Origin of the sequence: Aeromonas sp. R4-1 (genome assembly GCF_040908325.1) — a bacterium.
Classification (GTDB): Bacteria; Pseudomonadota; Gammaproteobacteria; order Enterobacterales; family Aeromonadaceae; genus Aeromonas; species Aeromonas veronii.
On the sequence record NZ_JBFODM010000086.1, the window covers coordinates 118,550 to 132,114 of the forward strand.

General features: G+C 58.4%; 11 protein-coding genes and 1 pseudogene. 4 read left to right on the plus strand and 8 right to left on the minus strand.

Annotated features, from left to right (window positions below):
* Positions 1-278: 278 nt before the first annotated feature.
* Genes AB5Y90_RS16065 through AB5Y90_RS16080 form a run of 4 tightly spaced genes read right to left on the minus strand, consistent with a single transcriptional unit; the run spans position 279 to position 4,959 of the window.
* Positions 279-1,724, minus strand: coding sequence for an HD domain-containing phosphohydrolase (locus AB5Y90_RS16065; RefSeq protein ID WP_368167232.1), 1,446 nt, complete (start codon positions 1,722-1,724; stop codon positions 279-281).
* A gap of 49 nt (positions 1,725-1,773) precedes the next feature.
* Positions 1,774-2,895, minus strand: coding sequence for a beta-ketoacyl-ACP synthase III (locus AB5Y90_RS16070; protein WP_368167234.1), 1,122 nt, complete (start codon positions 2,893-2,895; stop codon positions 1,774-1,776).
* A 54-nt stretch (positions 2,896-2,949) separates the two neighbouring features.
* A complete protein-coding gene (locus AB5Y90_RS16075) occupies positions 2,950-4,113 on the minus strand; it encodes a VWA domain-containing protein (protein ID WP_270659006.1) in 1,164 nt (387 codons plus the stop codon).
* A gap of 3 nt (positions 4,114-4,116) precedes the next feature.
* On the minus strand, positions 4,117-4,959 hold the full coding sequence (locus tag AB5Y90_RS16080; protein WP_005350058.1) for a MoxR family ATPase: 843 nt from the start codon (positions 4,957-4,959) through the stop codon (positions 4,117-4,119).
* 159 nt (positions 4,960-5,118) lie between these two features.
* Here AB5Y90_RS16080 and cysK point away from each other — a divergent pair, with 159 nt between their 5' ends.
* The 4 genes from cysK (at position 5,119) to crr (ending at position 9,111) form a co-directional block, all read left to right on the plus strand.
* Positions 5,119-6,087 (plus strand): cysteine synthase A, encoded by a 969-nt coding sequence (cysK, locus tag AB5Y90_RS16085; RefSeq protein WP_005338267.1) that lies wholly within the window; start codon positions 5,119-5,121, stop codon positions 6,085-6,087.
* 440 nt (positions 6,088-6,527) lie between these two features.
* Positions 6,528-6,785, plus strand: a complete 258-nt coding sequence (locus AB5Y90_RS16090; protein ID WP_005338266.1) for an HPr family phosphocarrier protein — start codon at positions 6,528-6,530, stop codon at positions 6,783-6,785.
* Positions 6,786-6,831: 46 nt separating this feature from the next.
* Positions 6,832-8,559, plus strand: a complete 1,728-nt coding sequence (gene ptsI, locus AB5Y90_RS16095) for a phosphoenolpyruvate-protein phosphotransferase PtsI (protein ID WP_019446785.1) — start codon at positions 6,832-6,834, stop codon at positions 8,557-8,559.
* A 42-nt stretch (positions 8,560-8,601) separates the two neighbouring features.
* Positions 8,602-9,111 carry a PTS glucose transporter subunit IIA gene (crr, locus tag AB5Y90_RS16100; RefSeq protein ID WP_005338264.1) on the plus strand — a complete coding sequence of 170 codons (510 nt, stop codon included), beginning with the start codon at positions 8,602-8,604 and terminating at the stop codon, positions 9,109-9,111.
* A gap of 98 nt (positions 9,112-9,209) precedes the next feature.
* On the opposite strand, the gene AB5Y90_RS16105 is transcribed toward crr, so the two are convergent.
* The 4 genes and pseudogenes from AB5Y90_RS16105 to AB5Y90_RS16120 form a co-directional block, all read right to left on the minus strand.
* Positions 9,210-10,142: a diguanylate cyclase gene (locus tag AB5Y90_RS16105; protein ID WP_368167236.1), complete on the minus strand. Its 933-nt coding sequence runs from the start codon at positions 10,140-10,142 to the stop codon at positions 9,210-9,212.
* A 339-nt stretch (positions 10,143-10,481) separates the two neighbouring features.
* Positions 10,482-12,497, minus strand: coding sequence for a M13 family metallopeptidase (locus AB5Y90_RS16110; protein WP_368167238.1), 2,016 nt, complete (start codon positions 12,495-12,497; stop codon positions 10,482-10,484).
* A 53-nt stretch (positions 12,498-12,550) separates the two neighbouring features.
* The gene (locus tag AB5Y90_RS16115; protein ID WP_270658996.1) at positions 12,551-12,955 is read right to left on the minus strand and encodes a hypothetical protein; all 405 of its coding nucleotides are present in this window, start codon (positions 12,953-12,955) and stop codon (positions 12,551-12,553) included.
* A gap of 357 nt (positions 12,956-13,312) precedes the next feature.
* Positions 13,313-13,565 (minus strand): annotated as a pseudogene (locus AB5Y90_RS16120) (IS1595 family transposase); the annotation flags it as partial.

Here is a 13,565-nt window from a genome sequence, read left to right on the forward strand (position 1 = left end):
TAGCAAACCTCGCTTTCATTGGAAGCCATCATTGGCGCCGGAGGGCAAATTGCGGCCTTTTCCTGCCATCTTGTGATCCCGGTTGCGTCATTGGCACGAATCCGGATCACAAAATGACAAAAAATAGCTGTAAATAAAGGGAAATATCAATATAGGCGCGGCGTGGCAAATACCGCCAGCATGGCGCTGAGTCGGCGATCACCAGACTTGTTTGTGTACAATTTATGACACCGGTTGCCCTGTCAGCCATCAGGGCAAGCTGGTCGGAATGTACTTGCTCAGTGGTGATCCTGAAACTGCGCGGCAATCTCCCTGAACTGCGCCTCACAGGCGAGAAACGCCGCGACGATGCCGGGATCAAAATGGCTGCCGCTCCCCTTCACGATGATCTCCTTCGCTTCCTCATGGCTGAAAGCAGGTTTGTAGACCCGTTTCGAGATGAGGGCATCGTAGACATCCGCTACCGCCATCAAGCGCCCGGAGAGGGGTATATCCTCACCCGCCAGCCCTGCCGGATAGCCGCTGCCATCCCACTTCTCGTGGTGGGTGAGGGAGATCTCCCGGGCCAGCCGCAAGAAGGAGTTGGAGCCCAGCTGCGCCTCGGCACTCGCCAGTGCATCAGCGCCGATCTGCGGGTGGCGCTTCATGATGGCGAACTCCTCGTCGGTCAGCTTGCCCGGTTTGAGCAGGATGGCGTCGGGAATGCCCACCTTGCCCACATCGTGCAGCGGGGCCGACTTGAACAGCAGGTCGATGGTGGCGTCATCGAGCGGATAGCGATCCCAATTGCTGCGACTGAGGTATTGCGCCAGCGCCTTGACGTAGTGCTGGGTGCGAATGATATGGGCGCCGGTCTCGTTGTCCCGGGTCTCCGCCAGCGAGGCGAGGCCGAGTATGGCCACGTCACGGGTCAGGTTGAGCTCGTCGCTGCGGGATTTCAGCTCGCCGATCATCTGATTGGTGCTGGCGGCGATAAGGCCAAACTCGTCATCCCGGGTGACCGGCACCCGGGCGTCGAAGTCACCACACTGTACTCTGGCCATGGTGCGGGTCTGCTGGCGCAGGGATAGGCCGAGATTGCGACCATAACCGTGAATAATGAGGGCGAGATAACAGAAGGTCACCGTCATTACGAAGGCGATCTCCCACAGGATGTAGTGCTGGGCATCGACCCTCGGCAGGCTGCGCTCCACCGTCACCAGCCACTCCAGATCCTTGTTGAACAGCAAGAAGAAGACGCCTCCCTGCAGGGTGAGGGTCGCCAGGGTAAAGAGGGTGAACTTGCGTGGCATCGGCATGGCCAGCGGGTGGCTCAGTGTCAGGCTCTGCTCGACTTGCCGTGCTCTGGCCCGATGCAAGTCTCGCTCCAGAGTCAGATCGGCCGCCACCAGAAAGCCGAGGGTGGTCATCCCCAGCAGCACCTTGAGGTGACTCTCCAGCGGAAAGTCGTGGGCCAGGGCGTTGTAGCCCGACAGCAGCAGTGCTCCCAGCAGGTAGAAACCCACCTCCAGTCCGAACCCATCCAGCCCGTTGCGCGGCAGGGGCCGCCTTGAGAGCAGCCGGTTGCGCACGGCGAACATGATGGCAAACGTCACCAGGGTCGGCCCCAGCAACTGGGGCAGGGTGAGACTCTCGAGAAACGGGCAAACCTGCCAGCCATAGAGACAAAATAGTGACAGGGTTACCCCGTAGTGCAGGGCGCAGCGCCCCGTGATCCTCTGCATATTCCCACCCATGTTGCTGGTTATTGTTATGTCGGCGGGAGGCCCGCCATTACAGGCGCCGCAGCAGCAGGCTACCGATGGAGTAGCCAGCGCCAAAGGAGCACAGTACGCCGCGAGCCCCCGCAGGAAGGTCGCGATTGTACAGATGAAACGCGATGATGGAACCCGCCGAGCTGGTATTACCATAGCTATCAAGAATGACCGGCGCCTCCTGCTGGCTGGCATCGTGACCGAGCAGCTTGCGGCCGATGAACTGGTTCATGGTGAGGTTGGCCTGATGGAGCCAGAGCCGGCTCAGGCTCTCGGCGGGCCAGCCCTGCTCGTCGAGCTGGTTGGCTATCTGCTCGCACACCAGCGGCAACACCTCCTTGAACACCTTGCGCCCCTGCTGGCGGAACAGCTTGTCGTCGCTGTAGCGGGTGCGCGGGCTCAGCCGGTTCAGAAAGCCGAAGTTGTTGCGGATGTTGTTGGAGTATTGGGTCACCAGCTTGCTGGCCACCAGTTGCCACGGATTGGCCGCCTTGCAATCGGTCTCCCGCTCCAGCAGCACCGCGGTGCAGGCATCGCCGAAGATAAAGTGACTATCCCGATCGCGAAAATTGAGGTGCCCCGAGCAGATCTCCGGATTGACCACCAACGCCACGTTGGCTGTGCCTGCCGCCAGCATGTCGGCGGCTGTCTTGATGCCGAAGGTGGCAGACGAGCAGGCCACGTTCATATCAAAGGCCATGCCGCTCGCCCCGAGATAGTGCTGCAGCTCGATGGCCAGCGCTGGGTAGGGGCGCGGCATGTTGGAGGCGGCCACGATCACCAGATCGATCTCGCCGGGCTCGCGGCCGGCGGCGATCAGCGCCTGCTCGGCGGCGGCCACCGCCATCTCTACCATGATGGAGGGCATCTCATCGGGCCGCTCCGCCAGCAGCGGCTGCATGATGTCGGGGTTGAGCACCCCCTCGCGGCTCACCAGATAACGGCTCTTGATGCCGGAGGCCTTCTCGATGAACTCGCAACTGGAGTGCAGCTTGGCGGGGAGTTGGCCGGCATCGATGGCGGAGGCGTTCTCCTCGTTGTAGAGATCCACATACTGGTTGAAGGCGGCCACCAGCTCTTCATTGCTGACGGCAAAGGGTGGGGTATAGAGGCCTGAGCCACTGATCACGATAGAGGTCATCTTTGCTCCTCGCCGGGTGCGTTCCCGGCTTGTCGGTTTATAGGGTAGAGAGGGTTACAGCTGGTCGATCGCCGCAGCAAGACCCGCCAGGGTCAGCGGATGCATCCGTCCGCCAACCACGTCATTCATCAGTTTGATGGAGGGATGCCAGAGCCACTCCCGCCGCGGGGTGGGATTGATCCACACCAGTTTGGGAAAGTGCTGCTGCAATCGGGTAAGCCACACCTGACCCGACTCCTCGTTCCACTGCTCGACACTGCCGCCCGGCCAAGTGATCTCGTAGGGGCCCATGGTGGCATCCCCCACCAGGATCACCCGGTAGTCGCTGCCATAGGTGCGCAGCAGCCGCAGGGTATCGAACCGCTCCTCAAAGCGGCGGGCGTTATCCTTCCATACGAAGTCGTAGAGGCAGTTGTGAAAATAGAAGTACTCCAGATGCTTGAACTCGTGGCGCAGCGCCGAGAAGAGGCGCTGCACCTCGGCCACGTGGGCATCCATGGAGCCTCCCACATCGAAAAAGACCAATAGCTTCACCCCGTTGTGGCGCTCGGGTCGCAGCTTCACATCGAGCCACCCTTGGCGGGCAGAGCTTTTTATGGTGTCGTCGAGATCCAGCTCGTCCGGGTTGCCCTTGCGCACCCAGCGCCTGAGTTTGCGCAGTGCCAGCTGGATGGCGCGCTGGCCGAGCGGCGAGTCATCGCTGAAGTTGCGATAGTGTCGGGCCTCCCACACCTTGACCGCCTTACCGTGCTGCCCCTCTCCACCCATGCGCACCCCCTCGGGGTGAAAACCGCCGTGGCCAAACGGGCTGCTGCCACCGGTCCCCACCCATTTGTTGCCGCCGGCGTGGCGCTCTTTCTGCTCGCTTAATCGCTGGTTAAGGGTCTCCAGCAGCTTGTCGAGTCCGCCGAGGGATTTGAGCAGCGCCTTCTCCTCTGGGCTCAACAGTCGCTCGAACTCCTTGCGCAGCCACTCCTCGGGCAGGTTTTCCGGCAGCAGGGGGATGGCGTCCAGCCCCTCATAGTATTCGGCGAAGGCGCGATCGAAGCGATCGTAGTGGGCCTCGTCTTTTACCAACAGGCAGCGGGAGAGCTGGTAGAACTCGTCCATATCGACAGCGACCAGTCGGGCCGCCAGTGCGGCGTGCAAGTCCAGCAACTCGCGCAGGCTGCACGGGAGTTTGTGGCGGCGCAGGTGGGTAAAAAAGTCGATCAGCATGGGTCAGCTGCCGCGCCGTGCCAGAAAGGCGAGCTTCTCGAATAGATGCAGGTCTTGCTCGGTCTTGAGCAGGGCGCCATATAGCGCGGGCACCAGCTTGCCGGGCTCGCGGGCACGCATCGCCTCGGGGGCGATATCGTCGGCCAAGAGCAGGCGGATCCAGTCCAGCAGCTCCGAGGTGGAGGGTTTCTTGCGCAGTCCCTCTACCTCGCGCAGCTCGAAGAAGAGCTCCATTGCCTCGCCAAGCAGGCTCTCCTTGAGGTCGGGGTAGTGGAGTTTGACGATGGCCTGCATCTCGGCCTTGTCGGGGAAGCGGATGTAGTGGAAGAAACAGCGGCGCAGGAAGGCGTCCGGCAGCTCTTTTTCGTTGTTGGAGGTGATGATGACCACCGGCCGCTGGCGCGCCTTGACTCGCTCGCCGGTTTCGTAGACGTCGAACTCCATCCGATCCAGCTCCAGCAGCAGATCGTTGGGGAATTCGATGTCGGCTTTGTCGATCTCGTCGATCAGCAGCACAGGTCGCTGCTCGGCGCTGAAGGCCTGCCACAACTTGCCTTTACGAATGTAGTGGCTGATATCGGCCACTCTGGGGTCGCCGAGCTGGGAGTCCCGCAGCCGGGCCACCGCATCATATTCGTAGAGTCCCTGCTGGGCCTTGGTGGTGGACTTGATATGCCAGGCAATGAGATCGGTGCCGAGATGGTCGGCGACCGCTTCTGCCAGTACCGTCTTGCCGGTGCCCGGCTCCCCTTTGATCAGCAGCGGTTTTTCGAGGGTGATGGCGGCATTGACTGCCATCTTCAATGCATCGGAGGCGAGATACTGGCTGCTTCCTGAAAATCCCATAACGTCGGTTCCTTTGACGATTGGCTCCCGGAGTCAGGGGCCAGAGAGAATAAGCTCTATATGTTGTAATACCATATGGTTATAACGAATAGTCACTTCTCATTCAGAAACCACAGGGTAATCTTGTTTCATCGTCGTAACAAACACAGGGATAGCACCATGAGCAAAATTTTTGAGGACAACAGCCAGACTATCGGTCACACCCCGCTGGTTCGTCTCAACCGTGTTACCAAAGGCCGCGTGCTGGCCAAGATCGAGAGCCGCAACCCCAGCTTCAGCGTCAAGTGCCGTATCGGTGCCAACCTGATCTGGGATGCCGAGAAGCGCGGTATCCTGACCAAGGGTAAGGAGATTATCGAGCCCACCAGCGGCAACACGGGTATTGCTCTGGCCTTTGTCGCGGCAGCTCGCGGCTATCCCATCACCCTGACCATGCCGGCCACCATGAGCCTGGAGCGCCGCAAGCTGCTCAAGGCGCTCGGTGCCAATCTGGTGCTGACCGAAGGGCCGCTCGGCATGAAGGGGGCCATTGCCAAGGCCAACGAGATCCTCGAATCCGAGCCGGGCAAGTATGTGTTGCTGCAACAGTTTGAAAACCCGGCCAACCCGGAGATCCACGAAAAGACCACCGGCCCCGAGATTTGGGATGCCACTGACGGCGAAGTGGATGTGTTCGTAGCCGGGGTCGGTACCGGCGGCACCATTACCGGGGTCTCCCGCTATCTGAAGCAGACGAAAGGCAAGGCGGTGGTCTCTGTTGCGGTCGAACCGGCCGAGTCGCCGGTCATCAGCCAGAAGCTGGCCGGGGAAGAGATCAAACCGGGCCCACACAAGATCCAGGGGATCGGCGCCGGCTTTATCCCGGGCAACCTGGACCTCTCCCTCATCGATCGGGTGGAGAAGGTGACCAGTGACGAAGCCATCGAGATGGCTCGCCGCCTGATGGAGGAGGAGGGGATCCTGGCCGGTATCAGCTCCGGTGCTGCGGTGGTGGCTGCCAGCCGTCTTGCCGAGCTGCCGGAATTTGCGGGCAAAACCATTGTGGTCATCCTGCCGAGTGCGGCGGAGCGTTACCTCTCCAGCGCCCTGTTTGCCGGGGTGTTCAGCGAGCAGGAGCTGCAGCAGTAACTGATCGGAATCTTTCAAAACAGCGGCGCTCCCAGGAGCGCCGCTTCTTTATGGGCTAGACTCAACCCCTGTTAGTGTCACTTGATCCTTATTTTTTGGGGTAAAATAACAAGTTCCGGAGTGAGAAAAAAAGCAGACATTCCGCTCTAAATCTCATATCCTGTGCGGCGTCACGCGGTGTTTGCTGGCTGGGTATCACAAAGTAACAAAGTGTTATTTTTCGTTATAAAATAATTTCAGGCCAGTCCTGATGCGGCTTGTAGCCCAATAACTGAAAATTGCCAACCAGCGCGCCGATTACTGCACAGAAACTTGACCTGGATTAAACCATTGCGGGTCTGCTTTCGTTACTTTACAACATATCCATACTGACACGGTGGGTCAGGTTGCCTCAAAAACGACCAATCCACCAAAAAATATCAATAATATGGGGTGAAACCATGTACGAGAAGTCTGTTGTTATTACTGCTGAAAACGGCCTGCACACCCGTCCGGCAGCTCAGTTCGTGAAAGAAGCCAAAGAATTCCAAAGCGAGATCACTGTGGTCTCCGGTGGCAAGTCCGCCAGCGCCAAGAGCCTGTTCAAGCTGCAGACCCTGGGCCTGACCAAGGGTACCAACGTAACTATCCAGGCTGACGGCCCGGATGCTCAGCAAGCTGTTGAGAAGCTGGTTGCCCTGATGGACGAGCTGGAGTAATCCAGCTTTAGATTCCTCCCCCACAGTCGTTTTAATAGGAAGGATTATGATATCTGGCATTCTTGCGTCCCCCGGTATCGCATTCGGTAAGGCGCTTCTTCTTAAAGAAGATGAAATCGTTATCAATCAGGGCAAAATCTCTGCTGACCAGATTGATGCCGAGATCAACCGTTTCCTCGAAGCTCGTACCAAGTCAGCTACCCAGCTGGAAGCCATCAAAGAGATGGCCGGTCGCACCTTCGGTGAGGAAAAAGAGGCCATCTTCGAAGGCCACATCATGCTGCTCGAAGATGAGGAGCTGGAAGGGGATATCAAATCCTTCATCAAAGAGAACAAGGCTTCCGCTGACAAAGCCATCTATGAGGTGATCGAACAGTACGCCAAGATGATGGCCGAGCTGGATGACCCTTATCTGCGCGAACGCGCTACCGACTTCCGTGACATCGGCACCCGTCTGGTCAAGAACGTACTGGGCATCGCCGTTGTCAACCTGAGCACCATCGACGAAGAGGTGATCCTGGTCGCCAAAGACCTGACCCCGTCTGAAACCGCTCAGATCAACCTGAAATATGTGCTGGGTTTCGTCACCGACATCGGTGGCCGTACCTCTCACACCTCCATCATGGCCCGCTCCCTGGAGCTGCCGGCCGTGGTAGGCACCAACGACATCACCGAGCGCGTCAAGAACGGTGACATGCTGGTGCTGGATGCGATCAACAACCAGATCATCATCAATCCGACTGCGGAACAGCTGACCGAAGCCAAGAAATTCCAGGCTCAGTTCCAGGCCGAGAAAGATGAGCTGGCCAAGCTGAAAGATCTGCCTGCCATCACACTGGATGGTCACCAGGTCGAAGTGTGCGCCAACATCGGTACCGTCAAGGATACCGAGGGTGCCATCCGCAATGGCGCCGAAGGCGTGGGTCTGTACCGTACCGAGTTCCTGTTCATGGATCGTGACGCGCTGCCGACCGAAGAAGAGCAGTTCAAAGCCTACAAAGAAGTGGCCGAAGCGATGCCGGATCAGCCGATCATCGTGCGTACCATGGACATTGGCGGCGACAAAGAGCTGCCCTACATGAATTTCCCGAAAGAGATGAACCCCTTCCTGGGCTGGCGTGCCGTGCGTATCTTCTTCGACCGCGAAGACATCATGCATGCACAGCTGCGGGCCATTCTGCGTGCGTCTGCCTTCGGCAAACTGCGCATCATGTTCCCGATGATCATCTCTGTCGAAGAGTTCCGTAGCCTGAAAGCGACCGTAGAGACGCTGAAAGCCGAACTGCGTGCCGAAGGCAAAGCCTTTGATGAATCCATTGAAGTGGGTATCATGATCGAGACCCCGGCCGCTGCCGTGATGGCTCATCATCTGGCCAAGGAAGTGGATTTCTTCAGTATCGGTACCAACGACCTGACCCAGTACACTCTGGCTGTCGATCGTGGTAACGAGATGATCTCCGCCATGTACAACCCGCTGTCACCCTCCGTCCTGACCCTGATCAAGATGGTTATCGATGCGTCCCACGCCGAAGGCAAGTGGACCGGTATGTGTGGTGAACTGGCTGGTGACGAGCGCGCTACCCTGCTGCTGCTGGGTATGGGTCTGGATGAGTTCTCCATGAGCGCCATCTCTGTACCGCGTATCAAGAAGCTTATCCGCAACACCAACTTCGAAGATGTGAAGGCAATGGCTGATCAAGCACTGAGCTTTGCCACCGCCGCTGAAATCGAAGCATGCGTAGATAACTTTATTAAGCAGAAAGCAGTCTGCTAAGATCGGCTGCAAACAGCGACAAATCATCTCTAGGAGCTTTATATGGGTCTGTTTGATAAACTGAAGAAACTGGTTTCCGACGATAGCTCTGACACCGGCGGCATCGAAATTTTTGCTCCGCTGTCTGGCGAAATCGTGCCGATCGAAGATGTGCCTGACGTTGTCTTCGCCGAGAAGATCGTTGGTGACGGGATCGCCATCAAGCCGGCTGGCAACAAGATGGTTGCTCCGTGCGATGGTACCATCGGCAAGATTTTCGAGACCAACCACGCGTTCTCTCTGGAATCCGACTCCGGTATCGAGCTGTTCGTTCACTTCGGTATCGACACCGTTGAACTGAAAGGCGAAGGCTTCAAGCGTATCGCTCAGGAAGGCCAGCAGGTCAAGCGCGGCGACACCATCATCGAGTTCGATCTGGCCGTTCTGGAAGCGAAAGCCAAGTCTACCCTGACTCCGGTTGTCATCTCCAACATGGACGAGATCAAAGAGCTGATCAAAATGACTGGTGCCGTGACTGTGGGCGAGACCCCGGTTATCCGTATCAAGAAGTAATGCCCGGCTGGCTCACGCCAGTTGCGCAGTAAAAAACCGAAGCCTTGTGCTTCGGTTTTTTTATGGCCGCGACTCGGCTTCCCTTTCTGGTGATCACTCTATTCCGTCGAGATGACAACCCGGTTACGGCCCTGATCCTTGGCCTGATAAAGGGCCCGGTCGGCCATCATCAGCAGATAGTCGATGCTCTCCTGCCCCTTCATGCTGGCACACCCCAGACTGATGGTGAGGGAGAGCTGTTTCCCCTGCCATGGCAATCGGGTGGTACTGACATGCTGGCGCAGCTGTTCGGCGCGCCGTGCTGCCTGTTCAATATCGCAACCAGGCAGGATCAGCAGGAACTCCTCTCCGCCCCAACGGGCCAGACTCTCCCCCGGCAACAGCTGGCTCGCCATGGCGTGGGCGACGGCGCAGAGCGCGGCATCACCCGCAGGGTGGCCGTAGCGGTCATTGACCTGTTTGAAATGGTCGATATCTCCCAACACCACCGAGAGGGGCTCACCCTGCAACCAAAGGGCCTGCAACTGTTGTTGGGCGCCACGCCGGTTGGTCAGTTCGGTGAGCGGATCGGTGCAGGAGAGGCGGCTCACCTCTTCCACCATGCACTGCAGGTCGTGGATATCGCGAAAGGTGACGATATGGCCATCCGGGATGGCATCGGCTCCCAGCTGGGCAGTGACGATAAACCAGCGCGACTGACCGCTCTTGCAGCGGATCAGCGCAGGCATTTCGGCAACCTCCAGCCCTTGAGACAAGCTCTGTTCCACCTGGGAGTGCCAGGAGTTGATGATGGTGCGGCGATACCCTTCATCCGGGTAGGCGACCTGAAACCAGGAAGCCATGTCCGGCAGATCGTCAAGGTTGTAGCCCAGCTGCTCAATGAAGGCTTTATTCAGGAAGCGGTGGCGCCGCTGCGGGATCATGTCGGGTGAGCAGCCATCGTGACGGGCAATGGATTCGGACACCAGAATAGGCAGCGGGATCACATCGAAGGAGCGAAACAGGATCTGTTGCAGTTCTCGGTCATTCATAGGAAAAGCAGCTCCACGATGCATCTTTTATATGCTTTACCATAGGTCAGACCAGTGTGGTGGTAAACCGATTTATGGCGGTTACGCCGCCGGTTTTTCAGCCAATGGCAAAGGCGAGAAAATAGCGGAGTTGTTTGCCGTGGCCGTATCGGGTGAAAGCAGGGCAGGCTGAGGAGAAGGGGCAGAGCAAAAGGGTCAAAAAAACCCACATGGTCAGGCACATGTGGGTCGGGAAAAACCAGACAGGGTAAAACAGACACTCCCTGTGTCGGTCATCTTCAGCTCAGGTGGAGGTGGTCCATCTGCTGGAGCTTTTCGGGCCAGGGCCCCTGCTGGTGGTCACCAAATCTTCACACGCTCGGAAGGTGGCAGATAGAGCTTGTCTCCCGGCTTGATGGCAAAGGCGCTATAGAAGGCCGGAATATTAGCGACGACGCCGTTGACCCGGTACTCCAGCGGCGAGTGGGGATCTGTCTTGAGCAGAACGGCAGCGAGCTCGGGCCGGTACTTTCCTTTCCACACCTGCGCCCAGCCGATAAAGAAACGCTGCTCGGCAGTGAAGCCATCGAGCACCGCTGGCTGGCGGTTGCCCAGGGCGAGCCGGTACGCCTTGTGGGCGATGGTCAAGCCGCCGAGATCGCCGATGTTCTCGCCAAGGGTCAGCTGGCCATTGACATGCTCCCCCTTGATGGGCTCGAAACGGTCGTACTGTTTCGCCAGTTTTTGCGCTCTGGCGGTGAACTCCTTGAGATCGGCCGGAGCCCACCAGTTGTGCAAGGCACCGTTGCCATCGAGTTTGGCCCCCTGATCATCGAAACCATGGCTCAGCTCGTGACCGATGACCGCGCCGATGGCGCCATAGTTGACCGCATCATCCGCCTTCAGATCGAAGTAGGGCGGTTGAAGTATGGCTGCCGGGAAGACGATCTCGTTGTTGTTCGGGTTGTAGTAGGCGTTCACCGTCTGCGGATTGTCGAACCACTCCTCCCGATCCACCGGTTGATGGAGGCGGGCAAGGTGCTCGTTGTAACGCACCGTGGCCGCGCGCTGGGCATTGCCGACCAGATCATCGGGACGGATCTCGATTGCGCTGTAATCCTGCCACTGGTCGGGATAGCCGATCTTGACCCGTACCTTCTCCAGTTTCGCCAGCGCCTGCTGTTTGGTCGGGGCAGACATCCAGTCGAGTTCGCCGATCTCCTGGCGATAGGCGGCGATCAGATTGCGTACCATGGTCGCCATCTGTGCCTTGGCTTCGGCCGGGAAGTAGCGCTCCACGTAGAGTTTGCCCACCGCCTGACCCAGATAGTCGTCCAGCACCTCCATGGCCTGCTTCCAGGGCTCCCGCTGCCGGGGGATGCCGCTCAGGGTCGTGCCGTAGAAAGCGAAGTGCAGGGCATTGCTCTGGCTGTCGAGATAGGACGCATAAGTGCGTAGCAGATGGAACAGGCAGTAGGATTGCCACTGCGCGATGCTGGTCTCCTGCATCACGGCGGTCAGCTTCTCCAGATAGTCCGGCTCACTGACGATGATCTCCCTTTCCCCGGCGATACCGGCCTCTGCCAGGTAGCGTTGCCAATCCAGGGTGGGCAGCAACTGACTTAGGCGGGCGATGGGCAGTTTGTTGTAGGTGAGGTTGTCATCCCGCCGCTTGACTCTGTCCCACTGCAGGCTGGCCAGCCGGGTCTCCAGCGCCAGAATGCGATGGGCCTGCTCGCTCGCCCCCTCGACGCCGGCATGGTTGAGCAGGGCGGTAATGAACTGCTCGTAGCTGGCCCGCAGTGTCTTGCTGGCGGCATCAGCTTTCAGGTAGTAGTCCCGATCCGGCAGACCGAGGCCGGATTGCTGCAGGTAGATCCCGTAGCTGTCAGGCTGCTTCTTGTCGGCCATGAACCCGATACCAAAGGGAGCGCCGCCGCCCAGCTTGTTAACCCGGGCAAAGTAGGTGGCTAGCGAGGCGCCATCATGGATGGCCATGATCTCATCGCGCAGTGGCTGAATGGGGGTCAGCCCTTTGGCATCCCGCCCGGCCTGATCCAGATAGCTGGCGTAGAGGTCGGCTATCTGCTGGCGAGGGGTTCCGGTTTGTTGCGGGCGCTTGAGCAGCTCCTCCAGCAACACCTTGCGATCCTCCAGCGACTTGTCCGCCAAAAGATTGCCGATGGTCTGCCCCGGCATGTCATCCGGAATTTGGGTCTGGGCCAGCCAGTTGCCGTTGACGTGGCGAAACAGATCGTCCGCCGCGCGCACGCTGTTATCCATGCTGGCCAGATCCACCCCGGAGTGGCCGCTGGCGGCACCGGCGCATGGGGCCAGCGCAATGAGGCTGGCGATCATGCTGCGTTGCTGTTTCATCGTGAGTGTCCTGTATGGGGAGCCTGTGGTGATTGGCTGTAACCGCTGGCCAATCAGCTGCGAACGACCGAGAGGAAGCGACCGTCGTGATTGAAGGTGCAGGTAAAGTCGACCAGATCATCGTCGGTCTCGTACTGGCCATAGACCTTGTATCTGTGGCCACTCTCTTCTGCCGACTCGGTGGTGATATCGCGGGGGGAGACATGGAATTTGCTGGCTGCTTCCCCCGAGCAGTAACGGGGCATCTTGCTGGTGGCCATATGCTGGTCATCGCTATCGTCATGCTGGCCATCATGCTCGTGTTTGTTATCGCTGTACTTTTTCCCGGCGTAATAGCCAGCGGCGCCGATGGCACCCAGCGCAGCTGCACCTATCAGGACTTTCTTGGTATCCATATTCTGGCAGCCGCTCAATGTCAGACAGGCGGCCAACCCCATTACCATCAAGGAGTGTTTCATCTCTCGGATCCTTTCAATTATCAAATGAGCAAGTCGGTGTCAGCCGGACGGTGGTCACAGTGCCCGGCGCTGGAATGGCGCCACTTTGCAATGGTCAGGATGAAGAGGACACTCAAATAAAATTAAAAAAAGTTATAAAAGTCCGGGAGCCGGGGCGAGCGCGGTATGGGTAAGCGGTGAGGGGAGAAGGGCGCAGGTTTCATCTGTGCGGTAAGTAGTGGTGTGTAGCAAGTGTTTGTTTTTAAAATTTTATTTCTCTTTATATTTTATCAAGGGTGATGGCTGCCTGTTGTGCGGCGGCCAGCCATGTTGGCAATGGATAACTGTCTCTATCGCCATAAACTGGCATAAAAAAGGCTATGTCCCAATTACGTGTTGCATGGGGCGCCCCAGCGCCTCATGCAAACATGCTTTGATATTTACGCCTTTTCCGTAACGCTCCAACATCCGGCGCCAACCCAGGTAGTTCTTCAGGTAGTGCGTCGCCACGCCATGGAACCGCTCCATCCACTCTTTCAACCGATGGTGATATCCGTTCACATGCTGGATGTGATACGCACCGACTACCCGTTCGCCTTGACGATTGCGCACCACCTGATGGGTTATACCC

What these genes read in the sequence shown, in the direction of transcription:
- crr (WP_005338264.1), top strand. Translation starts at nt 8,602, where the DNA reads ATGGGTCTGTTTGATAAACTGAAGAAACTGGTTTCCGACGATAGCTCT.
- AB5Y90_RS16115 (WP_270658996.1), bottom strand. Translation starts at nt 12,955, where the DNA reads ATGAAACACTCCTTGATGGTAATGGGGTTGGCCGCCTGTCTGACATTG.
- cysK (WP_005338267.1), top strand. Translation starts at nt 5,119, where the DNA reads ATGAGCAAAATTTTTGAGGACAACAGCCAGACTATCGGTCACACCCCG.
- AB5Y90_RS16070 (WP_368167234.1), bottom strand. Translation starts at nt 2,895, where the DNA reads ATGACCTCTATCGTGATCAGTGGCTCAGGCCTCTATACCCCACCCTTT.
- AB5Y90_RS16065 (WP_368167232.1), bottom strand. Translation starts at nt 1,724, where the DNA reads ATGCAGAGGATCACGGGGCGCTGCGCCCTGCACTACGGGGTAACCCTG.
- ptsI (WP_019446785.1), top strand. Translation starts at nt 6,832, where the DNA reads ATGATATCTGGCATTCTTGCGTCCCCCGGTATCGCATTCGGTAAGGCG.
- AB5Y90_RS16105 (WP_368167236.1), bottom strand. Translation starts at nt 10,142, where the DNA reads ATGAATGACCGAGAACTGCAACAGATCCTGTTTCGCTCCTTCGATGTG.
- AB5Y90_RS16110 (WP_368167238.1), bottom strand. Translation starts at nt 12,497, where the DNA reads ATGAAACAGCAACGCAGCATGATCGCCAGCCTCATTGCGCTGGCCCCA.
- AB5Y90_RS16090 (WP_005338266.1), top strand. Translation starts at nt 6,528, where the DNA reads ATGTACGAGAAGTCTGTTGTTATTACTGCTGAAAACGGCCTGCACACC.
- AB5Y90_RS16080 (WP_005350058.1), bottom strand. Translation starts at nt 4,959, where the DNA reads ATGGGATTTTCAGGAAGCAGCCAGTATCTCGCCTCCGATGCATTGAAG.
- AB5Y90_RS16075 (WP_270659006.1), bottom strand. Translation starts at nt 4,113, where the DNA reads ATGCTGATCGACTTTTTTACCCACCTGCGCCGCCACAAACTCCCGTGC.